Source organism: Acidovorax sp. CF316, from assembly GCF_000276605.1.
Classification (GTDB): Bacteria; Pseudomonadota; Gammaproteobacteria; order Burkholderiales; family Burkholderiaceae_C; genus Acidovorax.
In genome coordinates this window covers 18253-43551 of sequence record NZ_AKJX01000089.1, presented here as the reverse complement: position 1 = coordinate 43551, position 25299 = coordinate 18253, and the positions used below count along the sequence as shown (strand labels likewise).

25 protein-coding genes are annotated in these 25299 nt (G+C 68.7%); 9 read left to right on the top strand and 16 right to left on the bottom strand.

The annotated features are described in order from the left end of the window. Window positions 1-5 precede the first annotated feature (5 nt). From PMI14_RS07325 to PMI14_RS07310, 4 genes are all read left to right on the top strand, one after another. Window positions 6-2198, top strand: coding sequence for a protein-disulfide reductase DsbD (locus PMI14_RS07325; RefSeq protein ID WP_007852144.1), 2193 nt, complete (start codon window positions 6-8; stop codon window positions 2196-2198). Between the two features lie 93 nt (window positions 2199-2291). After that, entirely contained in the window at window positions 2292-2906 is a 615-nt protein-coding gene (locus tag PMI14_RS07320) for a thioredoxin family protein (protein ID WP_007852140.1), read from the top strand. A gap of 24 nt (window positions 2907-2930) precedes the next feature. Beyond that, window positions 2931-3407 (top strand): CoA-binding protein, encoded by a 477-nt coding sequence (locus tag PMI14_RS07315; protein WP_007852139.1) that lies wholly within the window; start codon window positions 2931-2933, stop codon window positions 3405-3407. A 30-nt stretch (window positions 3408-3437) separates the two neighbouring features. Beyond that, entirely contained in the window at window positions 3438-4736 is a 1299-nt protein-coding gene (locus tag PMI14_RS07310) for an O-acetylhomoserine aminocarboxypropyltransferase/cysteine synthase family protein (protein ID WP_007852137.1), read from the top strand. Here PMI14_RS07310 and PMI14_RS07305 read toward each other — a convergent pair. Further along, window positions 4733-5545, bottom strand: a complete 813-nt coding sequence (locus PMI14_RS07305; RefSeq protein ID WP_007852136.1) for an IclR family transcriptional regulator — start codon at window positions 5543-5545, stop codon at window positions 4733-4735. The two genes, PMI14_RS07310 and PMI14_RS07305, sit on opposite strands and share 4 nt — an antisense overlap. A gap of 153 nt (window positions 5546-5698) precedes the next feature. On the opposite strand from PMI14_RS07305, the gene PMI14_RS07300 reads away from it, so the two are divergent. The 4 genes from PMI14_RS07300 (at window position 5699) to PMI14_RS07285 (ending at window position 9720) form a co-directional block, all read left to right on the top strand. Next, window positions 5699-6655: an MBL fold metallo-hydrolase gene (locus tag PMI14_RS07300; protein WP_007852133.1), complete on the top strand. Its 957-nt coding sequence runs from the start codon at window positions 5699-5701 to the stop codon at window positions 6653-6655. A 21-nt stretch (window positions 6656-6676) separates the two neighbouring features. Then, entirely contained in the window at window positions 6677-8371 is a 1695-nt protein-coding gene (locus PMI14_RS07295) for an FAD-dependent oxidoreductase (protein WP_007852129.1), read from the top strand. Window positions 8372-8387: 16 nt separating this feature from the next. Then, a complete protein-coding gene (locus tag PMI14_RS07290) occupies window positions 8388-8639 on the top strand; it encodes a DUF2783 domain-containing protein (RefSeq protein ID WP_007852126.1) in 252 nt (83 codons plus the stop codon). Between the two features lie 109 nt (window positions 8640-8748). Next, a complete protein-coding gene (locus PMI14_RS07285) occupies window positions 8749-9720 on the top strand; it encodes a tripartite tricarboxylate transporter substrate binding protein (protein WP_007852123.1) in 972 nt (323 codons plus the stop codon). Window positions 9721-9729: 9 nt separating this feature from the next. Here PMI14_RS07285 and PMI14_RS07280 read toward each other — a convergent pair whose 3' ends face one another. The 3 genes from PMI14_RS07280 to PMI14_RS07275 are packed head-to-tail and all read right to left on the bottom strand — an operon-like array spanning window position 9730 to window position 11452. Then, window positions 9730-10290: a DUF2062 domain-containing protein gene (locus tag PMI14_RS07280; RefSeq protein ID WP_007852121.1), complete on the bottom strand. Its 561-nt coding sequence runs from the start codon at window positions 10288-10290 to the stop codon at window positions 9730-9732. Between the two features lie 16 nt (window positions 10291-10306). Beyond that, on the bottom strand, window positions 10307-10465 hold the full coding sequence (locus PMI14_RS35295) for a hypothetical protein (RefSeq protein WP_007852119.1): 159 nt from the start codon (window positions 10463-10465) through the stop codon (window positions 10307-10309). 12 nt (window positions 10466-10477) lie between these two features. Continuing rightward, window positions 10478-11452, bottom strand: coding sequence for a TerC family protein (locus PMI14_RS07275; protein ID WP_007852117.1), 975 nt, complete (start codon window positions 11450-11452; stop codon window positions 10478-10480). Between the two features lie 255 nt (window positions 11453-11707). Here PMI14_RS07275 and PMI14_RS07270 point away from each other — a divergent pair, with 255 nt between their 5' ends. After that, the gene (locus PMI14_RS07270) at window positions 11708-12613 is read left to right on the top strand and encodes a LysR substrate-binding domain-containing protein (protein WP_007852116.1); all 906 of its coding nucleotides are present in this window, start codon (window positions 11708-11710) and stop codon (window positions 12611-12613) included. Window positions 12614-13005: 392 nt separating this feature from the next. Here the strand turns inward: PMI14_RS07270 and PMI14_RS07265 are convergent, their stop codons facing one another. From PMI14_RS07265 to paaK, 12 genes are all read right to left on the bottom strand, one after another. Beyond that, window positions 13006-14172: an ABC transporter substrate-binding protein gene (locus PMI14_RS07265; protein WP_007852112.1), complete on the bottom strand. Its 1167-nt coding sequence runs from the start codon at window positions 14170-14172 to the stop codon at window positions 13006-13008. Window positions 14173-14291: 119 nt separating this feature from the next. Further along, window positions 14292-15047, bottom strand: coding sequence for an ABC transporter ATP-binding protein (locus PMI14_RS07260; protein ID WP_007852106.1), 756 nt, complete (start codon window positions 15045-15047; stop codon window positions 14292-14294). Further along, window positions 15044-16954 (bottom strand): ATP-binding cassette domain-containing protein, encoded by a 1911-nt coding sequence (locus PMI14_RS07255; RefSeq protein WP_007852104.1) that lies wholly within the window; start codon window positions 16952-16954, stop codon window positions 15044-15046. The genes PMI14_RS07260 and PMI14_RS07255 overlap by 4 nt, the downstream gene beginning before the upstream one ends. Then, window positions 16951-17979, bottom strand: a complete 1029-nt coding sequence (locus PMI14_RS07250; protein ID WP_007852103.1) for a branched-chain amino acid ABC transporter permease — start codon at window positions 17977-17979, stop codon at window positions 16951-16953. The genes PMI14_RS07255 and PMI14_RS07250 overlap by 4 nt, the downstream gene beginning before the upstream one ends. Window positions 17980-18090: 111 nt before the next feature. After that, a complete protein-coding gene (locus PMI14_RS07245; RefSeq protein WP_007852100.1) occupies window positions 18091-19248 on the bottom strand; it encodes an ABC transporter substrate-binding protein in 1158 nt (385 codons plus the stop codon). A gap of 125 nt (window positions 19249-19373) precedes the next feature. After that, the gene (locus tag PMI14_RS07240; protein WP_007852096.1) at window positions 19374-20003 is read right to left on the bottom strand and encodes a TetR/AcrR family transcriptional regulator; all 630 of its coding nucleotides are present in this window, start codon (window positions 20001-20003) and stop codon (window positions 19374-19376) included. A gap of 134 nt (window positions 20004-20137) precedes the next feature. Then, window positions 20138-21223 (bottom strand): 1,2-phenylacetyl-CoA epoxidase subunit PaaE, encoded by a 1086-nt coding sequence (gene paaE, locus PMI14_RS07235; RefSeq protein ID WP_007852095.1) that lies wholly within the window; start codon window positions 21221-21223, stop codon window positions 20138-20140. A 34-nt stretch (window positions 21224-21257) separates the two neighbouring features. After that, the gene (paaD, locus tag PMI14_RS07230) at window positions 21258-21812 is read right to left on the bottom strand and encodes a 1,2-phenylacetyl-CoA epoxidase subunit PaaD (protein WP_007852093.1); all 555 of its coding nucleotides are present in this window, start codon (window positions 21810-21812) and stop codon (window positions 21258-21260) included. Continuing rightward, entirely contained in the window at window positions 21812-22588 is a 777-nt protein-coding gene (gene paaC, locus PMI14_RS07225) for a 1,2-phenylacetyl-CoA epoxidase subunit PaaC (RefSeq protein ID WP_007852091.1), read from the bottom strand. Before paaC ends, paaD begins: the two co-directional genes overlap by 1 nt. Before the next feature lie 11 nt (window positions 22589-22599). Then, window positions 22600-22929, bottom strand: a complete 330-nt coding sequence (gene paaB, locus PMI14_RS07220; protein WP_007852089.1) for a 1,2-phenylacetyl-CoA epoxidase subunit PaaB — start codon at window positions 22927-22929, stop codon at window positions 22600-22602. 25 nt (window positions 22930-22954) lie between these two features. Continuing rightward, complete coding sequence (paaA, locus tag PMI14_RS07215; protein WP_007852087.1) at window positions 22955-23962, bottom strand: 1,2-phenylacetyl-CoA epoxidase subunit PaaA; 1008 nt, start codon at window positions 23960-23962, stop codon at window positions 22955-22957. Between the two features lie 29 nt (window positions 23963-23991). After that, window positions 23992-25299 carry a phenylacetate--CoA ligase PaaK gene (gene paaK / locus PMI14_RS07210; RefSeq protein WP_007852084.1) on the bottom strand — a complete coding sequence of 436 codons (1308 nt, stop codon included), beginning with the start codon at window positions 25297-25299 and terminating at the stop codon, window positions 23992-23994.

Below are 25299 nucleotides of genomic sequence, written 5' to 3'. Positions count from 1 at the left end.
GCAACATGCCCCACCGCCCGCCGTCCCTGCTCGTCAAAGCTATATTTTTCATAGCATTTCTGCTTGCCGGCGCAGGCAGCTGGGCCCAATTGCCCACCAAGGGCAGCGGCGCCGCCAGCGCCGTGGTCACCACCCCCCATGTGCGCGCCGAACTCATCGCCCACGCACCGCAGGGCATCGAGCCCGGCCAGCCGCTGTGGCTGGGCCTGCAGATCACGCACCAGCCCGAGTGGCACACCTACTGGAAGAACCCCGGCGATTCGGGCCTGCCCATCGAGATGGCCTGGACCCTGCCGGCCGGGCTGGACGCGGGCGAGATCGCCTGGCCGCTGCCCAAAAAGATCCCCATCGGCACCCTGGCCAACTACGGCTACGAGGGCACGGTGCTGCTGCCCGTGCCGGTCACCGTGGCCAGCACCTTCGCGCCCAAGGCCCTGTCGAACGATGCCACGGTGCGCCTGCACGCCACCTGGCTGGTGTGCCGCAAGGAATGCATTCCTGAAGAGGGCGACTTCACCCTGACCATCCCCGCGCGCAGCACGACGGCCATGCACGGCGCGGCCTTCGATGCGGCCCTGGCGGCCCAGCCCCGGCCCGTGGCGGGCCAGGACAGCCAGGCCCGTATTGAGGGCGGTACCCTGCAGCTGAGCGTGCAGGGCCTGCCCGAGGCGCTGCGCGGCAAGACGCTGGAGATGTTCCCCGAGACCCCCGAGGTCATCGAAAACGCCGCCGCCTGGACCCAGGCCTGGAAGGGCGCGGTCTGGACCGCCGAGGTCCCGCTCTCGGCCCAGCGCAGCAACAGCCCCGACCCCATGCCCGTGGTGCTGGCCGCCGATGGCCAGGGCTACCGCGCCGAGCTCAAGGTGCTGGGCGCCTGGCCCGCGGTGGCTGCCGCGGCCGCGGTATCGCCCGCGCTGGAGGCGGCGCTCAAGGCCAATGCGGCAGCTGCCCCGCCCGGCCCGCCAGCCACCACCCCGGCACCCGCCGCCACACTGGCGGCAGCCCTGCTCGGAGCCCTGCTGGGCGGTCTGCTCCTGAACCTCATGCCCTGCGTGTTCCCGGTGCTGGCCATCAAGGTCGTGGGCTTTGCCCAGCATGGCCAGGACCGGCGCGCCCACCGGCTCAGCGGCATCGCCTACACCGCGGGCGTGGTGCTGTCCTTCCTGGCGCTCGGCGCTCTGATGCTGGGCCTGCGCGCCGCGGGCGAGGCCATCGGCTGGGGCTTCCAGCTGCAGTCGCCGGCCGTGGTGGCGGGCCTGGCGGCCTTGTTCACGCTGATCGCGCTGAACCTGGCGGGGGTGTTCGAGTTCGGGCATTTCCTGCCTTCCTCGGTGGCCAGCCTGCAGGCGCGCCACCCGGTGGCCGACTCCTTCCTCACCGGCGTGCTCGCCGTGGCCGTGGCCTCGCCCTGCACCGCCCCGTTCATGGGCGCCTCGCTGGGCCTCACGGCCACGCTGCCGGGACCGCAGGCGCTGGCCGTGTTCGCAGTGCTGGGCCTGGGCCTGGCCCTGCCCTACCTGGCGGCCGCCTTCGTGCCTGCGGTGGCGCGCGCCCTGCCGCGCCCCGGCGCATGGATGGACACGCTGCGCAAGTTCATGGCCTTCCCCATGCTGGCCACCGTGGTCTGGCTGGTCTGGGTGCTGGGCCAGCAAAGCGGCATCGACGGCGCGGGCGCGCTGCTGATCCTGCTGGTGGCGCTGGGCATGGTGGCCTGGGCGCTGTCGCTCGCGGGCACGGCGCGCCGCTTCATGGCGCCGGTCTCCGTGCTGGCGCTGGCGCTGCTGGCCTGGACCTTTGCGCCCCACATCACCAGCGTTGCTGCCGCGCCCACGTCCACTGCCACGACCAGCACCACCGGTGCGCAGTGGCAGGCCTGGACACCCGGAGCGGCCGAGCAGCTCATCGCGAGTGGCCGCCCCGTGTTCGTGGACTTCACGGCCGCCTGGTGCGTGACCTGCCAGTACAACAAGAAGACCACGCTGGCCGATGCCGGCGTGCAGGCCGATTTCGCGGCCAAGAACGTGGCCCTGCTGCGCGCCGACTGGACGCGCCGCGACCCGGCCATCACCGCAGCCCTGGCCCAGCTGGGCCGCAGCGGCGTGCCGGTGTATGTGCTGCACGCCCCGGGCAAGGCACCCGTGGTGTTCTCCGAGATCCTCGGCGAAGCGGAACTGCGCGCCGCCGTGGCGGCGCTGTAAGACCAGCCGGTCGGCAGGGGCTCCGCCTGGAAATCCAGGGCCGCATCACCCATACTGCCCCACCACCGTCCCTCACCTGGAGATCTTTCATCCATGCTGCTTCGACGTACCCTCATCGCCCTGCCCCTGCTGCTGGCCGCCGCCGGAGCACAGGCTGCCGCCACCGTGGGCCAGCCGGCCCCCGACATCACCCTCAAGGACACCACGGGCAAGACCGTGCGCCTGTCGGACTTCAAGGGCAAGCATGTGGTGCTCGAATGGACCAACCCCGGCTGCCCCTTCGTGCGCAAGCACTACGACAGCGGCAACATGCCCGCCACGCAGAAGGACGCGGCCGGCAAGGACGTCGTGTGGCTCGCGGTCAACTCCACCGAAAAGGCCAGCGGTGACTACCTGGAGCCCGCCAGGCTGACCAGCTGGCTCAAGGAACGCCAGTCGGCACCCACCGCCATCCTCATGGACGAGGAAGGCACGGCCGGCCGCGCCTACGGCGCGCGCACCACGCCGCACATGTACATCGTGAACCCGCAGGGCCAGCTGATCTATGCCGGCGGCATCGACAGCATTCCCTCGTCCAAGGTCGACGATATCCAGCGCGCCACCAACTATGTGAAAACCGGGCTGGCAGAGGCGCTGGCCGGCAAACCGCTCACTGCATCCACCACGCGCCCCTACGGCTGCAGCATCAAGTACAAAGACCCGGCATAGGGCACTGCGCCCTACACTGGTGGCATGAGCACCATCAGCGAACTGCGCCATATCCTCGCAAGCTGCCGCACCATCGCGGTCGTGGGCCTGTCGCCGCAATGGCACAGGCCCAGTTTCTTTGCGGCCAAGTACATGCAGGCTCATGGCTACCGCATCGTGCCGGTGAACCCCATGGCGAGCGAGATCCTGGGCGAGCGCTGCTACCCCAGCGTCACCGCCGCGGCGGCCGACCACCGCATCGACATGGTGGACTGTTTTCGCAAGAGCGAGGACATCCCGCCGCTGGCCGAAGAAGCCATTGCCATCGGCGCGAAGTGCCTGTGGCTGCAGCTCGGTGTCGTTCATGAGGCTGCGGCGGCGCGGGCCCGTGCGGCGGGCCTGGCGGTGGTGATGGACCGCTGCGTGAAGATCGAGCATGCGCGCCTGTTCGGCGGGCTCAACTGGGCGGGTGTGAACACGCGCGTGATCTCGGCCAAGCGCCCGCAGCAATTGCCCTACTGAACAAGAAGAACACCAGAGAGACATCCGCCCATGGAAAAGGACAGAGACTACGGCTTCGGCACGCGCGCCATCCATGCGGGCGCCATTCCCGACCCGGTGACCGGCGCACGCGCCACGCCCATCCACCAGACGACGAGCTTCGTCTTCGACAGCGCCGAGCACGCCAGCAGCCTGTTCAACCTGCAGACCTTCGGCAACGTCTACAGCCGCATCAGCAACCCCACGGTGGCCGTGTTCGAGGAACGCATCGCCAGCCTGGAGAACGGCCGCGCCGCCCTGGCCTGCGCCAGCGGTATGGCCGCGCAGATGGCGGCGCTGCTGGCCATCCTCAAGACCGGCGACCACATCGTGGCGGCCAGCACGCTCTACGGTGGCACGGTGGGCCAGCTCGGCGTGGGCTTTGCGCGCCTGGGGATCGAGACCACGTTCGTGGACCCGGCCGACCCGGAGAATTTTGAGCGCGCCGTGCGCCCCACGACCCGCGCCGTGTACGGCGAGACCATCGGCAACCCGCTGGTCAACGTGCTCGACATCGCGGCCGTGGCCGACGTAGCGCACGCCCACGGCGTGCCCCTGGTCATCGACAACACGGTGGCCAGCCCCTACCTGTGCAACCCGCTGGCCTTCGGCGCCGACATCGTGGTGCACAGCGCCACCAAGTACATCGGCGGCCATGGCACGACCATGGGCGGCGTGGTGGTGGAGGGTGGCAAGTTCCCGTGGGACAACGGCCGATTCCCCGAGATGGTCGAGCCCAGCCGCGCCTACCACGGCGTGAAGTTCTACGAGACCTTCGGCGACTTCGGCTACACCATGAAGGCGCGCATGGAGATCAACCGCACCTTCGGCGGCGTGCTCTCGCCCATGAACGCCTGGCAGCTGCTGCAGGGCGCCGAGACCCTGCACCTGCGCATGCGCGAGCACTGCCGCAACACGCTGGCCGTGGCCAAGTTTTTGCAGAGCCACCCCAAGGTGGCCTGGGTCAACTACCCGGGCCTGGCCGACTCGCCGTATTACGCCCTGGCGCACAAGCAGTTCCGCGCGGTGGACGGCACGCCGGGGGCCTCGGGCATCCTGACCTTCGGCATCCAGGGCGGCGCCGCGGCGGGCGAGAAGTTCATCGACGCCTGCGAGTTCCTGAGCCACCTGGCCAACATCGGCGACGCCAAGACCCTGGTGATCCACCCGGCCTCGACCACGCACCGGCAGCTCAACGACGAGGAACTGGCCCGCGCCGGCGTGAGTGCCGACATGGTGCGCCTGTCGGTGGGCATCGAGGACCTGGACGACATCCTCTGGGACATCGACCAGGCGCTGTCGAAAACCTAGCGCTCGCCGCCCTGTGCGGCGCCCAGCCGCTGCGACAGGCTGCGCGCCGTCTCGCGCAGATGCCCTGCCGCGGCACTGTCCGGCCCGGTGCGCAGAGTGGCGCTCGGGCCGATCACGGCCAAGCACAGCACCAACTGGCCGAAGCCGTCGAAGACCGGCGTGGCCAGGGCGCTGATGCCGGGCAGCAACTGGTCGGTGACCTCGGCCACCTGGTGGGTGCGCACGGCGTCCAGTTCCGCGGCAAAGGCCGGGTCGTCGAGCGCCCCGGCATGGCCGTCTGCGGCCAGGGCGGCAAGGGTGCGCTCGCGCGGGCCGAAGGCCGCGAACACCTTGCCCGTGGCCGTGTGCCGAACCGATGCGGTCGTGCCATGGCGCATGGCCACGTAGACGGCGGTGGGCCCCTCTTCCACCCGGATGATGGTGGGCCCGCTGTCGCCCCAGACCGATGCCGACACGGTGTAGCCGATGCGCTGGGCCAGGGCCGGCAGCTCGGCAATCGCCAGCCGCACCGGGTCGACCTGCTGCAGGCTGATCAAGCCCAGTTGCATGGCCAGCGGCCCCAGGCCATAGTGGCCGCTCACGGCGTCCTGCTCGATGAGCCCCAGCTTGCCAAAGCTCACGAGGTAGGGGTGGGCCTTGGCGGGCGTCATGTCGGCGGCACGCGCCAGATCCTTGAGGGCCATGCGCCGGCCGGTGCGGGCCAGCACCTTGAGCAGTTGCCCGCCCACCTCCACGCTCTGGATGCCGCGCGGCGCACGGGGGCTGTCTTCGTCGTCGGCTGAGGCAAGGTCACGGGAAAGGTCGTCCATGGCGCCATTGTCCACCGAGCCTGCAGCGATCCTGTCCACCCTGGGGTTTCCACTTAAACAAATGAATTAGACATTAACGAATTTATTGCCTATGATCAAAACATTCCGTTTAGGTGAATGCATTCCACTAAACCAAATCAACCGGTACCACCCATGAGCACCAAGACCTTCGCCTCCGCCGCCGACCTGGAAGTCAAGAAGGTGAGCTTCGACAAGCTCTCCGACCATGCCTACGCTTACACGGCCGAGGGCGACCCCAACACCGGCATCATCATTGGCGACGACGCCGTGATGGTCATCGACACCCAGGCCACGCCGGTCATGGCGCAGGACGTGATCCGCCGCATCCGCGAAGTGACCGACAAGCCCATCAAGTACGTGCTGCTGTCGCACTACCACGCCGTGCGCGTGCTCGGTGCCAGCGCCTACGGGGCCGAGCACATCATCGCCAGCGAGGACACGCGCGACCTGATCGTCGAGCGCGGCCAGTTCGACAAGGACAGCGAGATCGGCCGCTTCCCGCGCCTGTTCCAGAACGTGGAGAGCGTGCCCGACGGTCTGACATGGCCGACCATGACCTTCAACAAGAAGATGACCCTGTGGCTGGGCAAGCTCGAGGTGCAGATCCTGCAGCTGGGCCGCGGCCACACCAAGGGCGACACCGTGGCCTGGTTGCCTGCGGAAAAGATCCTGTTCTCCGGCGATCTGGTGGAGTTCGATGCCACGCCGTATGCGGGCGATGCCTACTTCCAGGACTGGCCGCAGACCCTCGATAACCTGGCCGCCCTGAAGCCCGAGAAGCTGGTGCCCGGACGCGGTGCGGCGCTGCAGACGCCCGAGCAGGTGCAGGCCGGCCTGGCCGGCACGCGCGCCTTCATCAGCGACCTGTACGAAAGCGTCAAGGCCAGCGCCGCCCAAGGCGAGGACCTGCGCAAGGTCTACGAGGCCACGTTCGCGAAGCTGCAACCCAAGTACGGCCACTGGGTGATCTTCAACCACTGCATGCCGTTCGACGTGACGCGCGCCTACGACGAGGCCACACAGTACCCGGACCCGCGCATCTGGACCGCCGAGCGCGACATCCAGATGTGGAAGTCGCTCGAAGGCTGAGGCGCCCCGGAGGAGACAAGCATGACAACAACAGCGTCCGCGCCACCCGCCTTCGACGGAACTGGCGCCCAGGTGCAAGCCATCGAATTCGCCTACCGGCGCTCCCCGGACCAGGATGCAACCAGCCCGGCGCAACACCCCATCGTGGTGGTGGGCGCGGGCCCCGTGGGCCTGTCGCTGGCCATCGATCTGGCCCAGCGCGGCCAGCACGTGGTGGTGCTGGACAACGACTGCAAGCTGTCCACCGGCTCGCGTGCCATCTGCTTTGCCAAGCGCACCCTGGAGATCTGGGACCGCCTGGGCGTGGGCCAGCGCATGGTGGACAAGGGCGTGTCGTGGAACGTAGGCAAGGTGTTCTTCCACGACGCCCCGCTGTACGAGTTCGACCTGCTGCCCGAAGAGGGCCACGAGCGCCCGGCCTTCATCAACCTGCAGCAGTACTACGCCGAGGCCTACCTGGTGGAGCGGGCGCTGCAGTTGCCCAACATCGAGCTGCGCTGGCACAACAAGGTCACGGGCGTGGCGCCGCGCGGTGACGGCGCACTGCTGACCATCGCGACTCCCGAGGGCGACTACCGCATCGACGCGCAGTGGATCGCCGCCTGCGACGGCTCGCGCTCGCCCATGCGCCAGCTGCTGGGCCTGGAGAGCAAGGGCCGCATCTTCCAGGACCGGTTTCTGATCGCCGACGTGAAGATGGCCGGCAGCACCGACTTCCCGACCGAGCGCTGGTTCTGGTTCGACCCGCCCTTCCACCCCAACCAGAGCGTGCTGCTGCACCGCCAGCCCGACAATGTCTGGCGCATCGACTTCCAGCTGGGCTGGGACGCCGACCCGGAGGAAGAGAAAAAGCCCGAGAACATCCTGCCGCGCGTGCGTGCACTGCTCGGGCCCGATGCGCAGTTCGAGCTCGAATGGGCCAGTGTCTACACCTTCGCCTGCCTGCGCATGGACCGCTTCGTGCACGGCCGCGTGGTCTTCGCAGGCGACAGTGCCCACGGCGTCTCGCCCTTCGGTGCGCGCGGTGCCAACAGCGGCGTGCAGGACGCCGAGAACCTGGCCTGGAAGCTCGACTGGGTGCTGCGCGGCCGCGCCGGCGCGGAACTGCTGGCCACCTACGGCCCGGAGCGCGAGTACGCGGCCGACGAGAACATTGCCAACTCGACCCGTGCCACCGACTTCATCACGCCCAAGAGCGAGATCAGCCGGCTGTTCCGCGATGCCGCGCTGGAGCTGGCGCGCACGCACCCGTTTGCGCGCCGCATCGTCAACAGCGGGCGCCTGTCGGTGCCGGCCACGCTGCACGGCTCGGCGCTCAACACGCCGGATGGCGGCACCTTCGCAGGCACCCAGGTGCCCGGCGCCGTGCTGCTCGACGCACCGGTGCTGCAGGGCGGCCATGGCGCCTGGCTGCTGCGCACGCTGGGGCCGGATTTCACCCTGCTGGTGTTCGGCCCCGCGCCGGCCTGGGCCACGACCCTGCCCCAGGTGAAACTGCTGCAGGTGGGCAGCGACGTGGTCGACGCGCAGGGCCTGCTCACGCAGCGCCTGGACGCGCGGCCCGGCACGGCCTACCTGGTGCGGCCCGACCAGCATGTGTGCGCGCGCTGGCGCGGCCTGAGCGAAGCCGCCGTGCGCGCCGCGCTGGCCACGGCCACAGCGACTGCCAGCAGCCACCAGGCTGCAGCCGCCCCTGCCGACCTCGCAACCGCCTGACAAAGGAGCCATGAGCATGCTCGACACCCAGCCCCGCCTGCAGGCCTGCGACGATTTCTACGAGGCCCTGATCACCAGCCACAACGGCCTGACCCCGCCCGAGAGCCATGCGATGAACGCCCGCCTGATCCTGCTGCTGGCCAACCACATCGGCGACCAGGCCACGCTGCTGCAGGCACTGCAGTTCGCACGCGGCACCACGGTGCCCGCCGGCAGCGCGGGCATCGCGCCCGTGACACCGGTCGCCCCGGTACACGCTGCGGCCTGACGCCGCCCACAACCGCCCACCATTCAGCCACCGCGCAAGCCCTGCACAGACAGGGCCTGCGGCGCCGCTGTGCCCAAACCATCCCCCCTTGACCACCGGAGACAACACCATGCTGCGCAAACACTTCCTCGCCACCCTTGCGGGACTGGCACTCACGCCCCTCGCCCTGCCCCTGCATGCGCAGGACAACGGCAAGCCCCTGGAATGGGTGGTCGGCTATGCCGCCGGGGGCGGCTCGGACATCGTGGCGCGCACCATCGCCGAATCCATGGGCGCCAGCCTGGGCCGCCCCGTCATCATCAACAACAAGCCGGGCGCGGGCACCAACATCGCGGCCGACTATGCGGCGCGCAGCAAGGACCTGGGCAACCTGATCTTCTCGGCCGACTTCGCCACGCTGGCGGCCAACCCCTTCTTGTTCAGCAAGCTGAGCTACAACGCCGAGAAGGACTTCCAGCCCGTGGGGCTGCTGGTGCGCTTTCCGATGTTTCTGGTGGTCTCGAACAGCGTGCCCGCCAGGAACCTCAAGGAGTTCATGGCCTGGGCCAAGGGCAACGCCGATGGCGTGAACTGGGCATCCGCCGGGCCGGGCAGCCCGCACCACCTGGTGGGCGAGCTGTTCCGCGAGCAGAGCGGCCTCAAGCTCACCCACGTGCCCTACCGCGGCGCGGCCCCGGCCATCCAGGACGTGATCGGCGGCCAGGTGCCGGCGATGTGGATCGACAGCGCCACGGTCTACCCCTTCCTCGCCACGAACAAGGTGCGCGCCATCGGTGTGGCCAGCCCGCAGCGCGTGGCGACCATGCCCGATGTGCCGACCATCCAGGAGCAGGGGCTGCAGGGATTCGAGGGCTATGCATGGCAGGGGCTGGTGGCCCCCACGGGCACCTCGCCCGAGGCCGTGGCCCAGTTCAGCAAGGCGCTGCAGACCGCCCTGGCCGACACGCGCACCCGGGCGCGCCTGCAGGCCCTGGGCGTGGAGCCCCTGCCCGGCACCCCGGCCCAGATGGGCAGCTATGCGCGCGCCGAGCGCGAAAAATGGGGCCGTGTGATTACCAAGGTCGGCGTCAAGCTGGATTGAACCGCCGGCTCACGGCGGGCCGCGCAGGGCCCGCGCACGCTGCAGGCGGCGCCCGCGCTGCAGTACGGGGGCCAGCCACAGGGCCTGCACCACTGCATAGCCCAGCACTGCCAGGACCAGACCCAGCACCGGCAGGCCGACCAGCAATGGCGTGCCCAGGGCCTGCATCCACTCGGCCAGCGCTTGCACGCTGAAGGCGCCGGCCGGGCCGTCCGCGTTGAAGGCCGGCAGCGACTGTTCGCCAGGGAGCACCAGCGAGCCCATTTGGAAGGCCAGCACGTACAGGGGCACGGTGGTCAGCGGGTTGGTGTAGAAGGTGGTGACGCCGCCGGCGACCACATTGCCGCGCAGCCAGGCGCAGGCACCGACCGCCCCCACCAATTGCAGCGGGCCGGGGATGAGCCCGCAGAACAGGCCGGCAGCCACCCCGCGCGCCAGCGGCTCGCGCTGGAAGCGGAACAGCGCGCGCTGCTCCATCCAGGGCACGGCACGGGCCAATGCCGTGCGCGCCAGCTGGTCGCGCACGCTTGGCTCCAGGTGCCGCAGCTTGCGGCGCAGGGTGCTCAGCATCCGCATGGTCCTGCGGTCACCAGCTGAAGGCTGCGGCGGTGGCCAGGCCCCACAGCGCCGCCAGGGCGGTGAGCAGGCCCACGTCGCGCCGCTCGTTGCCCAGGCGCCAGGCCATCAAGGCCGTGCCCGCCAGGGCCACCAGCAGGGTGAGCATCACCGATTCGATCATGTCCATGGCAGGTTTCCTTCAGGGCTTGGGAGGCTGTGCAGCGGGCGGGCTGCCGGCCGAGCTGCGCAGCGACAGCACGATGGAGCCGGCGATCAGGCCTGCCGTGACCAGCAGAGCGTAGCCGATCGGGATCTTCACCAGGTCGATGAGCAGCATCTTGCTGCCGATGAACACCAGCACCAGGGCCAGGCCATAGGCCAGCAGGTGGAAGCGGTCGGCCAGGTCGGCGAGCAGGAAGTACAGCGCACGCAGGCCCAGGATGGCGAAGATGTTGGCCGTGAGCACGATGAACGGGTCGCTGGTGATCGCGAAGATGGCCGGGATGCTGTCCACCGCGAAGATGATGTCCGTGGTGCCGATCAGGATGAGCACCACGAACAGCGGCGTGTAGTGCTTGACGCCGTTGATGGTGGTGGTCAGCTTCTCGCCATCGAACACGTCGGCGATGCGGATGCGCTTGCGCAAAAAGCGCAGCACCGGGTTGGTCGCGATGTCGGGCTCCTGGCCGGCAGCGAACCACATCTTGGCACCCGTGAACACCAGGAAGGCACCGAAGACATAGAGCAGCCAGTGGAACGAAGCCAGCAGCCAGGCGCCTGCCAGGATCAGCAGCGTGCGCAGCACGATGGCGCCGATGATGCCGATGATCAGCGCGCGCTTCTGGTGTTGTGCCGGTACCGCGAAGTAGCTGAACAGCATCAGGAACACGAAGATGTTGTCGATGGACAGGCTTTTCTCCACCAGGTAGCCGGTGATGAACTGCATCGACACGGTGTTGGCCACCTCGCGGCCCTGGCTGCCGTCCAGGTACCACCACAGGCCGGCCACGAAGACGAAGGCCAGCGAGAACCACAGGGCGCTCCACTTGAGGGCCTCCTTGGTCGTGACCTTGTGCGCGCCCTGGCGCTCCATCACCAACAGGTCGATGCCGATGGCAACGACCACGAAGACGGCGAATCCCGCCCACATCCACCAGGTTCCAATGGTTTCCATGATGTCGTTCTCCTTCGCGCAGCGGCGGCGTCAGCGCCGCGAACGCGGCAGGGGTGGCAGGCCCGGGGTCGGGGTGGCGGGGGTGTGGACGGCGGTGTCGTGCATGAGGTATCTCCTGGGAAATTCAAGGCAAGCCCGCACTGTAGGGATGCCTTTGCATCTTTAAAACCTGTCTTTTCGATACCATTCATCTGGTTTTTACGAACCAAACACTTTTTACGGATACCCCTTTCCACCGGTGGGACAACCCAGACCATGAGCCAGAGCTTCAACTACCGCCATCTGTACTACTTCTGGGTGGTCGCCAAGGAGGGCGGCATCGCGCGCGCCGCCGAGCGGCTGGACATGGCCGTGCAGACAATCAGCGCCCAGGTGCGCCTGCTCGAGCAGGCCCTGGGCACCAGCCTGCTGCGCACCGAGGGGCGCAGCCTGGTGCTGACCGAAGCCGGCGTGGCCGCCTTGCACGAGGCCGACCACATCTTTGCCCTGGGTGAGCAGTTGACGCACCGCGTGCGCGAAGCCGCCAGCGGCCAGACGCTGCGGCTGAACCTGGGCATCTCGGACGGCATCGCCAAGCTGGCCATGCACCGGCTGCTGACGCCGGTGCTCGACGAACCGCACCTGCGCCTGCTGTGCCACGAGGGGGAGTTCCAGCCGCTGCTCGGCGAGCTCGCGCTGCACAAGCTCGACGCGGTGCTGGCCGACCGCGCCGCACCGCCCAACCCGGCCCTCAAGACCACCAGCCAGCTGCTGGGCACGAGTGCCGTGGCCTGGTACGCCCCACCCGTATGGGCCGAGGCGGCGGCGCAGCAGTTTCCGCAGAGCCTGGCCGTGGTGCCCGTGCTGCTGCCCACCGACCATGCCGCCATGCGTGCGCGCATCGACCACTGGCTGGAGCGCGAGCGCATCCGCCCGCGCATTGCGGGCGAGTTCGAGGACAGCGCCCTGCTCAGCACCTTTGCCGCCACGGGCATGGGTGTGATGCCGGCGCCCATGTCGGTGGGCGCGCACCTGCAAAAGACCCATGGGCTGGTGCAGGTGGGCGCTACGCCCGACGTGCAGGAGCAGTTCCACCTGATCTACAACGCGCGCAAGGTCATGCACCCGCTGCTCACGCGCCTGCTGGAGTCCTCCGAGGGCGGCGCGCTGCTGAACTCCTGAGCAGCGGGCCCCGCCTCGGAGCGGCTCAAAAGCTCAGCGAAGCGGTTCTGGCTAGGCGCTGCGTCGCAGGCAGTCGGAGCCCGTCCACGGCCTTTTACGGGGTTGCGTTGCCTCCTCCGGGAGGATCAGGCAAGGCGCCCACCGCAGATGGACGCATGTCCATCAAGGATGGGCAACGCCGCATGGGCCTGCCGGAGGTGGCAACCCGAAGGGCATGCAGCCCACGCCCCGCCCCTCGTCGTTGCCCACCTTGCCCATGCCACCGGCATGGGCAGCGGCGCGCGCCTAGACGGACGCACCGTGGACTGCATGCGCATCCCCGTAAAAGGCCGTGGACAGGCTCTAGTACGACAAGACGCAGCAACGACGCCAGAAGAGTTTTTGAGTCGCTCCTACTTCGTGAAACGGCCGTCGCGGCCCATCATGAGCAGATCGACGAACTTGCCCGAGCTGTGTTGGGTGGCCGACAGCTCCACGGGGTAGCCGCCCAGGTTCAGGTTCTTCATCGACTCCATGGCCTGGACCAGGCCGGCGCGGGTGGGCTTGGCGCCGGCGCGCTGCAGCGCCTCGACCAGGAAGCGGGCGGAAATGAAGCCCTCCATCTGGCTGAAGGTGTACTCGGTGATGCCCTTGGCCTTGGCCAGGGTCTGGAACTCGCGCGAGATCGGCATGCTCTGGTTCCAGGGCGAGGGCACGACCTGCGACACCACCACGCCCCGTGCGCGCTCGCCCAGCGCTTTCACGAGCTGGGAATTGCTGATCACCGAGAGCATGTAGAAGGTGGAGCGGTGGCCGGCATTGAGGTAGGCATCGACGAAATCCACGCTGGGCTTGCCCGCGCTGATGACGATGATGGCCTGGGGCGACTCCTTGGCCACGGTGGCCACGGCGTCCGCCATCTTCGAGCCGTCCACCTCCAGCGGGGCCTTGACCGCCAGGGTCACCTTGTGGACCTGCACGGACTTCTCGACCGAGGCCAGTCCGCCCGTGCCGAACGGGTTGTTGAGGTAGACCGCGGCGATGCGCGAGATGCCCACCGAGGCCAGTTGCTTGACCGTGGCGTCGAGCTCGGCCGCATAGCCGGCCTTGATGTTGAAGACATAGCGGCTGCCAGGCTGGCGCAGGCCGTCCGAGCCGGTGAACGGCGCGATGAAGGGCACGCCGCGCTCCTCGGCAATCGGCAGGGCGGCCAGCGCGGGCGGCGTGCCGGCGTACTGGAACAGCGCCAGCACCTTGTCCTCGTCGATCAGCTTCTTCGTGTTCTCGGCGGCCTTCTTGGGGTCGTAGGCGTCGTCGATGGCGACCACGCGGATCTTGCGGCCGCGCACGCCTCCCGAGGCATTCACGTGGTCGAAGTAGAGGCTTGCACCCTGGCGCACCTCGGTGGTGAGCGCGGCCAATGGACCGCTCAATTGGCAGGACTGGCCGATGACGATCTCGCCATCGGCCCCGCCCGCGCTGTCCTGGGCCCAGGCCGTGCCCGCCAGGCCCGCGGCCAATGCCCCACCCGAACGCAAAAACTCCCTGCGCGCCAACCCCGGCCGAACGCCTGTCTTCATGCTTTGTCTCCTGTCGTATTTATGGATCTTCACAACGCAAAAACCCTTCCGCAGCCCCAGGGCCTGCGAAAGGGTGAAAACGGGACGGTCGCTGCGTTACACGGCGGTCCTCTGCGGGCTCAATGTGTCGCGGGCTCGGCCTGGGCGTGCGCCGACCCGCCCATGCCCAGGTAGGTGTCGATGATGCGGCGGTCGTTGAGCAAATCCTGCGCAGCGCCCGTCAGCGCCACCGCGCCCATCTCCAGCACATAGGCCCGGTCGGCCACGCGCAGCGCGGCGCGCGCGTTCTGCTCCACGAGCAGTACCGACACTCCATGCGCTCGGAGAGAGGACACCACCTGCAGCACCTCGCGCACGATCAGCGGGGCCAGGCCGAGCGAGGGCTCGTCGAGCATCAACAGGCGCGGGCGGGCCATCAGCGCACGGCCGATGGCCAGCATCTGCCGCTCGCCGCCCGATAGCGTGGAGGCCAGTTGCGGGCGGCGCTCGCGCAGGCGCGGGAAGATGCCGAACACTTCTTCCATGCGTTGCGCCTGGTCACGCTGGCCCTTGCGCCAGCGCGAAAAGCCGCCCAGCAGCAGGTTGTCCTCCACCGACATCTCGCCGAAGAGTTCGCGCTTTTCGGGCACCAGGGCCACGCCGCGCGCCACCATGGCCTCCACGCTGGGGCGCGCGATGCGCTCGCCGGCCAGAGCGATGGAGCCGGTGGCCGGCAGCAGCCCCATGGCTGCACACAGCAAGGTGGTCTTGCCGGCGCCGTTGGGGCCGATGACGGTGACGATCTCGCCCTCGTTCACATCGAGCCGGACCTGGTGGACGGCTTCCACCTGGCCGTACGACACGGAGAGGTCCTGCAGTTGCAGCAAGGCGGTCATGCGGTGGCTCCTTCAGCAATGGCGGCGGGCAGGTCGTCGTCGGCGCCACCCAGGTAGGCATCGAGCACGCGCTGGTTGCTCTGCACCTGTGCGGGCGTGCCCTCGGCGATCACGGTGCCGAACTCCAGCACGGTGATGCGGTCGGCCAGGTTCATCACGAACTCCATGTCATGCTCCACCACCAGGATGCCCAGGCCCTCGGCGCGCAGTTGGCGCAGCAGGTCGGCCAGGGCCTTCTTTTCCAGGTGGCGCAGGCCGGCGGCGGGTTCGTCGAGCAGCAGGATGGCCGGCTGGCCGGCCAAAGCACGCGCGATCTCGACGATGCGCTGCTGCCCCAGGGCCAGCGAGGCGGCGGGCGCATCGGCATGGACCCCCAGGCCGCAGCGCTCGATCTGGCGACGCGCCTCGGCCAGCAGGGCCGCCTCTTCGGCGCGGTCCAGGCGCAGCATGGAGGCGAGCCAGCCGCGGTGCGCACGCTGGTGCGCGCCCAGGGCGACGTTCTCGACCACGCTGCGCTGGCCCAGCAGGCGCACGTGCTGGAAGGTGCGCGCCATGCCCAGGCGGGCGAAGGCGCGCGAGGGGCGGCGCAGCATGGCCTGGTCCACCAGGCGCACCTCGCCCTCGGTGGCGTCGTCCACGCCCGAGACCATGTTGAAGAAGGTGCTCTTGCCGGCGCCGTTGGGCCCGATCAGCGCGTGCACCTCGCCGGCCTTCACGTCCATGGAGACATTGTTGTTGGCGACCAGGCCGCCGAAGCGCTTGGTCACGTTGCGTGCCTGCAGCAGCACCGTGCCGGCCGTGGGCAGCGTGCGCTGCGCCAGTTCGGTGGCCTGGCCTGCCGTGCGCGGCGCCTCGCGGCGCAGCCAGCGCTCGCCCAGGCGGTTCAGCGTGGGCCACAGGCCGTCGGCAAAGCGCTGCAGCACGAAGACCATGAGCAGGCCGAAGACGATGACCTCGAAGTTGCCGCTGGTGCCCAGCAGCGAGGGCAGCACGTCCTGCAGCTTTTCCTTGAGCAGGGTGATGAGCGTGGCGCCCAGCACCGCACCCCAGAGGTGGCCGGCACCACCGACCACGGCCATGAACAGGTACTCGATGCCGATGTTGAGGTTGAACGGCGTGGGGCTGACAAAGCGCTGCAGGTGCGCATACAGCCAGCCCGAGATCGCCGCCAGCAGCGCCGCCAGCACGAAAAGCTTGATGCGGTAACGCGCCGTGTCCACGCCCATGGACTCGGCCATCACCCGCCCGCCCTTGAGCGCGCGGATGGCGCGGCCCTCGCGCGAGTCGAGCAGGTTGTGCAGCAGCCACAGCGACACCAGCAGCACCGCCCAGATCAGCACGCCGATGGCGCGCGGCGAGGCCAGCGAGACGCCGGCCACGACGAGCGGCGGGATGCCGGTGATGCCGGTCTGCCCGCCGAGGAATTCCATGTTGCCGAACAGGTAGTACAGCGACAGGCCCCAGGCGATGGTGCACAGCGGCAGGTAGTGGCCCGAGAGTTTGAGCGTGACCGAGCCCAGGCCCCAGGCCAGCGCGAAGGTGATCGTAAGGCCGAGCACCAGGCCCACCCAGGGCAGGCCGGCCATACCGACCAGGCCCGAGAGCGCCTGCACCGACGCGGGCGCCGTGCAGATCCAGGCCGTGGCATAGGCACCGACGCCCACGAAGGCCGCCTGGCCGAAGGAGGTCATGCCGCCCACGCCGGTGAGCATGACCAGGCCCGCCGCGACGATGGCGTACAGGCCGATGTAGCTGAGCACGACCACGGTGAAGTCGGGCAGGAAGCCCCAGCACAGGGCCAGCAGCGCCACGGCCGCCAGCGTGAGCTGGGTGCGCGTGGCGATGCCGCGCGAGGTGCCTGCATCGTGTGCGCCGGCAGCCATATCTGTCTTGACGGGCGCGGTCATTCCTCATCCTCCACATGGCGGCTGTTGAGCGAACGCCACCACAGCACGGGCACGATCAGGGTGAACACGAGAACCTCCTTGTAGGCACTGGCCCAGAACGAAGCAAAGGCCTCCAGCTGGCCCACGATCAGCGCGCCGAGCAGCGCCATGGGGTAGCTGCCCAGGCCGCCCACGATGGCCGCGACGAAGCCCTTGAGGCCGATCAGGAAACCCGTGTCGTAGTACACGGTGGTGAGCGGGGCGATCAACAGGCCCGAGACCGCGCCGATCAGCGCGGCCAGGGCAAAGCTCACATCGCCCGACAGCTCGGTGGGAATGCCCATGAGGCGCGCCCCCACGCGGTTGAGGGCCGTGGCGCGCAGCGCCTTGCCGACCATGGAGCGGCCGAAGAACAGGAACAGCAGCATCACCAGCGCCAGCGTGACACCCAGCACCACCAGCGACTGGCCCGAGACGGGGATGCCGCCGAGGTCGAAGCGCGCCTCCGAGAACGGTGGCGTGCGCGAGCCTTCGGCGCCGAAGAACAGCAGGCCCAGGCCCACCAGCACGCCATGCAGCGCTACCGAGACGATGAGCAGCATCAGCACCGTGGCATCGGCCAGTGGGCGATACGCCAGGCGGTACAGCAGCGGCCCCATGGGCGTGATCAGGATCAGCGTGGTGAGCGCCTGCATGCCCAGCGAGGTGGGGCGCAGCCCGAGGATCAGCGCTGTGGCCAGCAGCGGCAGCACCAGGCACCAGACCGCGGTGGCGGGCCAGTTCACGGGGCTGCCGCGCTGAAAGCGCACCACCTCGACCACCAGCACCACCGCGGCCATGCCCACCAGCAGCCACAGCGTGGCGGGAATGCGCCCGCCCTGCATCATGGCCATGGTCAGCGCCCCGAAGGCCACGAACTCGCCCTGGGGGATGAAGATCACCCGGGTCACGGAAAAAACCAGCACCAACGCCAGCGCCATCAGTCCATAGATGGCGCCGTTGACAATGCCGTCCTGCCCCAAGAGCAGGGCGATCTGCAAATCCATATTCGGCTTTCTGTCTATTGAAGTCAGGTGGGCCGCAGGGCTGCGCCGGCAGCGGGCACTTCATCAGCCCGCCGCCCTCATCCCTGCGCCGTCAGACCTCGCTCTGCTCGGTCAGGGCTGGTATTTCCAGGTGCCGTTCTCGATCTTGACCATCACGCGGGCGCGCTGGTCCAGGCCCAGGTGGTCGTTCTCGGACATGTTGAAGATGCCGTGCGCGCCGGGCACTTCCTTGATCTGCTCGAGCGCATCGCGCAGGGCCGTGCGGAACTCCACGGTGCCGGGCTTGGCCTTCTTGAGCGCCACGGGCACGGCAGCGGCCATCAGCACGCCGGCATCCCAGCCGTGGGCGCCGAAGGTGGAGACGCTGTCCTTGCCGTTGGCGGCCTCATAGGCGGCCACATAGGCGCTGGCCGACTTCTTCACCGGGTGCGAGGCGGGCAGCTGCGAAGCCACGAGCACGGGGCCGGAGGGCAGGAAGGTGCCTTCCACGTCCTTGCCGCCCACGCGCAGGAAGTCGGCATTGGCCACGCCGTGGGTCTGGTAGACCTTGCCGGCAAAGCCGCGCTCCTTGAGCGCCTTCTGGGGCAATGCGGCCGGCGTGCCGGAGCCGGCGATGAGCACCGCGTCAGGCTTGGCCGAGATCATCTTCAGCGTCTGGCCGGTCACCGAGGTGTCGGTGCGCGCATAGCGCTCGTTGGCCACGATCTGGATCTTCTTGATGGCGGCGGCCTTGCCGAACTCCTGGTACCAGCCTTCGCCGTAGGCGTCGGCAAAGCCGATGAAGGCCACGGTCTTCACGCCGGCGTTGGCCATGTGGTCCACGATGGCCAGCGACATCATGATGTCGTTCTGCGGGGTCTTGAAGACCCACTTCTTCTTGGCGTCCATGGGCTCGACGATGCGCGCCGAGGCGGCCATGGAGATCATGGGCGTCTGCGCCTCGGCGACCACGTCGATCATGGCCAGCGAGTTGGGCGTGGTGCTCGATCCCAGGATGATGTCGACCTTGCTTTCGCTGATCAGCTTGCGCGTGTTTCCCACGGCCGTGGTCGTGTCTGAGGCATCGTCGAGCACGATGTAGTTGACCTTCTGGCCGCCGATGGTGCGCGGCATCAGGGCGATGGTGTTCTTCTCGGGAATGCCCAGCGAGGCGGCCGGGCCGGTGGCCGACACCGTGACACCGACGGTGATGTCGGCCAGGGCGGCGCCGCAGGCCATGGCGGCGGCTGCGGCCACGAGCGCGAGTTGTGCGAAGCGGGTCTTTTTCATGCGTTTGTCTCCTGTGGAAAAGAAAGGATGGTGTTGTCAGCGCAGGCAAGCAAGGAAGATTCAGCGCTGGTCCGGCTCTTGTCGGCCGGTATCGGGTACGCGGTGGTGAAGGTGCGTGGCCATTGTCATGGACGCGCAGGCCTTTGGGCCAGTTCAATGGGCATTCGGACGGCAGGAAATCCACCAAAGAACAGGTCCGCAACGATGGGCGCCATGGTCCCGTAGTCGAGTTCGCCGTCGGGCTTGAGCCAGGTGAACATCCAGTTGATCATGCCGAACAGCAGCATGGTCAATGCCTTGGTCAGGCCGGCGGCATCGGTGTCGGGCCGCATCTGCGCCAGCGCCTCTGCAAAAACGGCCACCACGGCGCGTTCCTTGCCCAGGATGCGCTCGCTGTCCTCGGCTTGCAGGAAGCGCACGTCCTCGGTCAGCACGCGGTGGGCGTGCTGGGCCTCGGCATACTCCTCGACGAAGCGGTGGATCAGTTCGCGCAGCCGCGCCTCGGGCGCGAGCTGCTTGGCTTCGACTTCTTCCACCAGCGCCTGCAGGCGCGAGACGTGGCCGTCGGCGATGTGCACGAGCAGGTTGTACTTGTCGCGAAAGTAGTGGTACAGCGTGGGCTTGGACAGGCCGCAGGCCTCGGCCACCTCGTTCATCGACGTGGCCGGATAGCCGCGGCGTGCAAACAGCTCGGCGGCATGGCGGAGGATCATTTCGCGCTGGTCGTCGTATCCGGGGGAGCGTCCTCGGGCCATGGGCAGTTTTCCTTTGCATCCGGTAGTGAAGGGCCGCCATCTTGCCGCATGCGCAGGCACCGTGGCCCCTCGCTGCCAGAATCCCTGGCGGGACCCGGCAGCGCGTGCAGCGGTGGGTGCCGTCATCGCGACCATCAACGTTCGTCGAACGACAGCACCACGCTGTCGGTCAGGGGGCGGCACTGGCAGGTGAGCACGAAGCCGGCGGCCACCTCGGCCTTGTCGAGCGCGAAGTTGCGCTCCATGCGCACCTCGCCCTGCACGCACTTGGCGCGGCAGGTGCCGCACACGCCCGAGGTGCACGAGAACGGCACCTCCAGCCCGGCGGCCGAGGCCGCATCGAGGATGCTGGCCTGCTCGCCCGAGAACGGGAATTCGCGCCGCAGGCCGTCGCGCACGATGGCGATGCGGGAGGTCTTGGCGTCGCCGGGCAACGCCTCGTGAACCACCGCGCCGACCTGCCCACCCGCCGGCAGGGCCACGCCGAAGCGCTCCACGTGGATGCGCTCGGCCGGCACGCCGCCGGCCAGCAGCGCGGCCTCGGCCTCGTCGTTCATCTGGAAGGGGCCGCAGATGAAGGCCTCGTCGATCTTCTGCGCGGGGATCAGGGCCTTCAGAAACTCGGCGAGCTTCTCGCGGTTCACGAAGCCCATGTTCAGCGGCGCGTCGGTCTGCTCGGCCGAGAACACATGGTGCAGCACCAGGCGCGTGAGGTAGCGGTTCTTGAGGTCCTCGATCTCCTCCTTGAACATGGTGGACTGCAGCGTGCGGTTGCCGTAGATCAGCGTGAAGCGGCTGCCGGGTTCGCGCGCGAGCACCGTCTTCATGATGGACAGGATGGGCGTGATGCCGCTGCCGCCCGCGATCCCCAGGTAGTGGCGCTGCGCCTGGGCCTGGATCGGCACGAAGAAGCGGCCTTGCGGTGCCATGACCTGCAGCGTGTCGCCCACCTGCAGCTGCGCGTTGATCCAGTTGGAGAACACGCCGCCGTTGACCTTGCGCACGCCCACGCGCAGCTCGGCGTCGTCCACGCCTGCGCAGATGGAGTACGAGCGGCGCAGGTCCTGGCCGCCGATGTCGGTGCGCAGCGTGAGGTACTGGCCCTGGGTGAAGCCGAAGACCTCGCGCAGCTCGGGCGGCACGTCGAAGGAGACGATGACGGCCTCGGCCGTGTCGGGCTCGATGGCGCGCACGCGCAGGGGATGGAAGATGACGCTCATGTCGGTGTCTTGGGTGGGGGCGAAGAAGGGTGCTTCACAAGGGCTTGAAGTGCTCGAAGGGCTCGCGGCAGGCCATGCAGCGGTACAGCGCCTTGCAAGCCGTGGAGCCGAAGGCCGAGAGCCGCTCGGTCTGCAGGCTGCCGCAGCGCGGGCAGGCCAGCGCCGGGGCAGCCGCGTTGGCGCGCGGCATGAAGCGCAGCGGCACCTCGGTACCCGGCGGCAGCGGGCCCGGCGGCGCGATGCCGTAGGCCAGCAGGCGGGCGCGGCCGCGTTCGGTGATCCAGTCGGTGGTCCAGGCCGGTGCGCGCTGCAGCGTGGCGTGGGCCGGGCCGAGGCCGGCCGCCACGATGGCGGCGAGCACGTCGTGTTCGATCACCTCGGTGGCCGGGCAGCCCGAATAGGTGGGGGTGAGCACGATCTCCAGGCCATCGCCCGCCAGGCGCACGGCGCGCACGATGCCCAGGTCGCACACGGAGACCGCGGGCACCTCGGGATCGGGCACGCTGTCGAGCACCTCCCACGCGCGCGCAATGCGTGCGTCGGCGAAGGTGTCCGCTGCGTCCGGGCGGTCGATGGCTTCGGCCACCATCACCACACGCCCCCGGGAAAGCTGCGCTGCAGGTACTGCATCTCGGTCAGGATGTAGCCCATGTGCTCGCTGTGCACGCCCTGCTTGCCGGTGCTGCGAAACGCCGACTCCTGGGGCGTCGCCAGGCTGGCAGCGGCCAGGATCTGTGCCATCTCGCCGGTCCAGGCGTCCTTGAGGTCGGCCCAGCGCGGGCCCAGACCCGTGGCGTGGGCGGATTCGTCCACCGCATCGACCACGAACAGCTCGGGCGTGTAGCGCCACAGGGCCTTGAGGGCCGCTTCGGTGCGGCGGCGCGATTCGGCCGTGCCGTCGCCCAGGCGCACGACCCAGTCGGCCGCATGCTGCTGGTGGTAGCGCGCCTCCTTGACGGCCTTGCCGGCAATGGCGGCCAGCTCCGTGTCGCTGGAGCTGGCCAGGCGCTCCCACAGCAGCTTGAAGAGAGTGGCCACCATGGCATTGCGCACCATGGTGAAGGCGAAGTCACCGCGCGGCAGCTCCACCAGGGTCACGTTGACATAGTCGCGCTCGTCGCGCAGGAAGGCCAGTTGGTCCTCGTCGTGGCCGCGGCCTTCAATCTGGCCGGCCCGGGTGAGCACGGCGCGCGCCTGGCCCACGAGGTCGAGCGCCATGTTGGACAGGGCGATGTCCTCTTCGAGCACGGGGCCGTGGCCGCACCATTCGGACAGGCGCTGGGCCAGGACGAGGCAGGTATCGCCGATGCGCAGCAGGTACTGCACGCCCGGGTCCTGGCTGATGTGGATGCTGGTGGCTTGCATGGCAGTGGCGCTCACATGTGGTCCACGGACTGGGGCAGCACGTAGAAGGTGGGGTGGCGGTAGACCTTGTCCTGCGCCGGGTCGAAGTACATGGATTTCTCGCCGGGGTCGCTGGCCACGATCTGGTCGGAGCGCACGACCCAGACGCTGGTGCCTTCCTGGCGCCGGGTGTAGACGTCGCGCGCCAGCTGGATGGCCATGCGCGGGTCGGCCGCATGCAGGCTGCCGCAGTGCTTGTGGTCCAGGCCGGCCTTGCTGCGCACGAAGACTTCCCACAGCGGCCATTCGGTGGCCATCGCGGGATCGGCGGCGGGGGTGGAGGGAGAGGATGGGGTCGTCATGGGGAAATCTCGGATCTCGGTGAAATCAGGCGGCAGCACGCACCGGGGCGTGCTTGGCGGCATGGGCCAGGGCGGCTTCGCGCACCCAGGCACCGTCGTCCCAGGCCTTGACGCGCGCGCCCAGGCGTTCTTCGTTGCAGGGGCCGTCGCCGCCGATCACGCGCCAGAACTCGCTCCAGTCGATGGCGCCGTAGTCGTGCGCCTGGCGCTCCTCGTTCCATTGCAGGTCGGGGTCGGGCAGGGTCACGCCGAGCACGCGGGCCTGCTCCACCGTGGCGTCGATGAACTTCTGGCGCAGGGTGTCGTTGGAGATGCGCTTGATGCCCCAGCGCATGGACTGCGCGGAGTTGGGCGACTGGTCGTCGGGCGGGCCGAACATCATGATGGAGGGCCACCACCAGCGGTTCACCGCGTCCTGCACCATGGCACGCTGGGCATCGGTGCCCTGCTGCATCATGGTGAGCAGCGCGTCGTAGCCCTGGCGCTGGTGGAAGCTCTCTTCCCGGCAGATGCGCACCATGGCCCGTGCATACGGCGCGTAGGAGCAGCGGCAGATCGGCACCTGGTTCATGATGGCGGCGCCATCGACCAGCCAGCCGATGGTGCCCATGTCGGCCCAGGTCAGCGTGGGGTAGTTGAAGATGGAGCTGTACTTGGCGCGCCCGGTGTGCAGGGCATCCAGCATCTGGTCGCGCGAGGTCCCGAGGGTCTCGGCCGCGGCGTACAGGTACAGGCCATGGCCGCCCTCGTCCTGCACCTTGGCCAGCAGGATGGCCTTGCGCTTGAGCGTGGGGGCGCGCGATATCCAGTTGCCCTCGGGCAGCATGCCGACGATCTCCGAGTGCGCATGCTGGCTGATCTGGCGCAGCAGGGTCTTGCGGTAGTGGTCGGGCATCCAGTCCTTGGCCTCGATGAATTCGCCCGCGTCGATGCGCGCATCGAAGGCCTCCTGGCGCTGCATCTCCTCGGCGCTGCGCAGGGCCTTGGCGTCGCCGCCTTCCTTGCCCATGGTGTCCATGGCCTGGGTGTACATGGTGGTGTCCTTTCGTTCGGGGGGCTGCTTCAGCGCGCGCGCTGGTCGATCACGCGGCGGGCCTTGCCCACCAGCGTGCGTTCGATGGAATCGGTGGCCAGCACCTCGACCTGGCAGGTGATGCCCACCAGGGTCTTGATGCGCTGCTGCACCCAACCGGTGAGGTCCGGGCGCTCGCCATCGGCCACGCCTGGCTGCAGCTCGCAGCGCACGGTCACCTGGTCGAGGTTGCCGTCGCGCGCCACGAGGATCTGGTACTGGCCCGAGAGTTTTTCGTTCTGCAGCACGATCTCTTCGATCTGCGTGGGGAACACGTTCACGCCGCGGATGATGAGCATGTCGTCCGAGCGGCCCACGATCTTGCCCATGCGGCGGAAGGCGCGCGAGGTGGGCGGCAAGAGGCGCGTGAGGTCGCGCGTGCGGTAGCGGATCATTGGCAGCGCCTCCTTGCTCAGCGAGGTGAAGACGAGTTCGCCCTCCTGGCCGTCGGGCAGCACCTCGCCCGTTTCGGGGTCGATGATCTCGGGGTAGAAGTGGTCTTCCCAGACCACGGGGCCGTCCTTGCTCTCGATGCACTCGCTGGCCACGCCCGGACCCATCACTTCGGACAGGCCGTAGATGTCCACCGCGTCGATGCCGGCCTTGGTCTCGATCTCGCGGCGCATGGCCTCGGTCCAGGGCTCGGCGCCGAAGATGCCGACCTTGAGCGAGCTCTCGCGCGGGTCCAGCCCCTGGCGCACGAACTCCTCGTTGATGACCTGCATGTACGAGGGCGTGACCATGATGATGCTGGGCCCGAAGTCGCGGATCAGCTGCACCTGCTTTTCGGTCTGGCCGCCCGACATGGGGATCACCGTGCAGCCCGCGCGCTCGGCGCCGTAGTGCGCGCCCAGGCCGCCCGTGAACAGGCCGTAGCCATAGGCGATGTGGATCAGGTCGCCCGCGCGCCCGCCGGCCGCGCGGATGGAGCGTGCCACCAGGTCGGCCCAGGTATCGATGTCCTTCAATGTGTAGCCCACCACCGTGGGCTTGCCCGTGGTGCCCGAGGAGGCGTGGATACGGGCCACCTTTTCGCGCGGCACGGCGAACATGCCGAAGGGGTAGTTGTCGCGCAGGTCCTTCTTGACCGTGAAGGGGAACTTGGAGAGGTCAGACAGCTGCTTGAGGTCCGACGGGTGCACGCCCTTGGCATCGAAGGCGCGTTGGTAGTGCGGCACGTTGTCGTAGGCGTGCTGCAGCGTCCAGCGCAGGCGCTGCAGCTGCAGGGACTGGACTTCGTCGCGGCTGGCGGTTTCGATGGGCTCCAGGTCGCCTGGGGCAGGTTGGCGCACGGCCAT

What these genes read in the sequence shown, in the direction of transcription:
- PMI14_RS07325 (WP_007852144.1), top strand. Translation starts at nt 6, where the DNA reads ATGCCCCACCGCCCGCCGTCCCTGCTCGTCAAAGCTATATTTTTCATA.
- PMI14_RS07320 (WP_007852140.1), top strand. Translation starts at nt 2,292, where the DNA reads ATGCTGCTTCGACGTACCCTCATCGCCCTGCCCCTGCTGCTGGCCGCC.
- PMI14_RS07315 (WP_007852139.1), top strand. Translation starts at nt 2,931, where the DNA reads ATGAGCACCATCAGCGAACTGCGCCATATCCTCGCAAGCTGCCGCACC.
- PMI14_RS07310 (WP_007852137.1), top strand. Translation starts at nt 3,438, where the DNA reads ATGGAAAAGGACAGAGACTACGGCTTCGGCACGCGCGCCATCCATGCG.
- PMI14_RS07305 (WP_007852136.1), bottom strand. Translation starts at nt 5,545, where the DNA reads ATGGACGACCTTTCCCGTGACCTTGCCTCAGCCGACGACGAAGACAGC.
- PMI14_RS07300 (WP_007852133.1), top strand. Translation starts at nt 5,699, where the DNA reads ATGAGCACCAAGACCTTCGCCTCCGCCGCCGACCTGGAAGTCAAGAAG.
- PMI14_RS07295 (WP_007852129.1), top strand. Translation starts at nt 6,677, where the DNA reads ATGACAACAACAGCGTCCGCGCCACCCGCCTTCGACGGAACTGGCGCC.
- PMI14_RS07290 (WP_007852126.1), top strand. Translation starts at nt 8,388, where the DNA reads ATGCTCGACACCCAGCCCCGCCTGCAGGCCTGCGACGATTTCTACGAG.
- PMI14_RS07285 (WP_007852123.1), top strand. Translation starts at nt 8,749, where the DNA reads ATGCTGCGCAAACACTTCCTCGCCACCCTTGCGGGACTGGCACTCACG.
- PMI14_RS07280 (WP_007852121.1), bottom strand. Translation starts at nt 10,290, where the DNA reads ATGCTGAGCACCCTGCGCCGCAAGCTGCGGCACCTGGAGCCAAGCGTG.
- PMI14_RS35295 (WP_007852119.1), bottom strand. Translation starts at nt 10,465, where the DNA reads ATGGACATGATCGAATCGGTGATGCTCACCCTGCTGGTGGCCCTGGCG.
- PMI14_RS07275 (WP_007852117.1), bottom strand. Translation starts at nt 11,452, where the DNA reads ATGGAAACCATTGGAACCTGGTGGATGTGGGCGGGATTCGCCGTCTTC.
- PMI14_RS07270 (WP_007852116.1), top strand. Translation starts at nt 11,708, where the DNA reads ATGAGCCAGAGCTTCAACTACCGCCATCTGTACTACTTCTGGGTGGTC.
- PMI14_RS07265 (WP_007852112.1), bottom strand. Translation starts at nt 14,172, where the DNA reads ATGAAGACAGGCGTTCGGCCGGGGTTGGCGCGCAGGGAGTTTTTGCGT.
- PMI14_RS07260 (WP_007852106.1), bottom strand. Translation starts at nt 15,047, where the DNA reads ATGACCGCCTTGCTGCAACTGCAGGACCTCTCCGTGTCGTACGGCCAG.
- PMI14_RS07255 (WP_007852104.1), bottom strand. Translation starts at nt 16,954, where the DNA reads ATGACCGCGCCCGTCAAGACAGATATGGCTGCCGGCGCACACGATGCA.
- PMI14_RS07250 (WP_007852103.1), bottom strand. Translation starts at nt 17,979, where the DNA reads ATGGATTTGCAGATCGCCCTGCTCTTGGGGCAGGACGGCATTGTCAAC.
- PMI14_RS07245 (WP_007852100.1), bottom strand. Translation starts at nt 19,248, where the DNA reads ATGAAAAAGACCCGCTTCGCACAACTCGCGCTCGTGGCCGCAGCCGCC.
- PMI14_RS07240 (WP_007852096.1), bottom strand. Translation starts at nt 20,003, where the DNA reads ATGGCCCGAGGACGCTCCCCCGGATACGACGACCAGCGCGAAATGATC.
- paaE (WP_007852095.1), bottom strand. Translation starts at nt 21,223, where the DNA reads ATGAGCGTCATCTTCCATCCCCTGCGCGTGCGCGCCATCGAGCCCGAC.
- paaD (WP_007852093.1), bottom strand. Translation starts at nt 21,812, where the DNA reads ATGGTGGCCGAAGCCATCGACCGCCCGGACGCAGCGGACACCTTCGCC.
- paaC (WP_007852091.1), bottom strand. Translation starts at nt 22,588, where the DNA reads ATGCAAGCCACCAGCATCCACATCAGCCAGGACCCGGGCGTGCAGTAC.
- paaB (WP_007852089.1), bottom strand. Translation starts at nt 22,929, where the DNA reads ATGACGACCCCATCCTCTCCCTCCACCCCCGCCGCCGATCCCGCGATG.
- paaA (WP_007852087.1), bottom strand. Translation starts at nt 23,962, where the DNA reads ATGTACACCCAGGCCATGGACACCATGGGCAAGGAAGGCGGCGACGCC.
- paaK (WP_007852084.1), bottom strand. Translation starts at nt 25,299, where the DNA reads ATGGCCGTGCGCCAACCTGCCCCAGGCGACCTGGAGCCCATCGAAACC.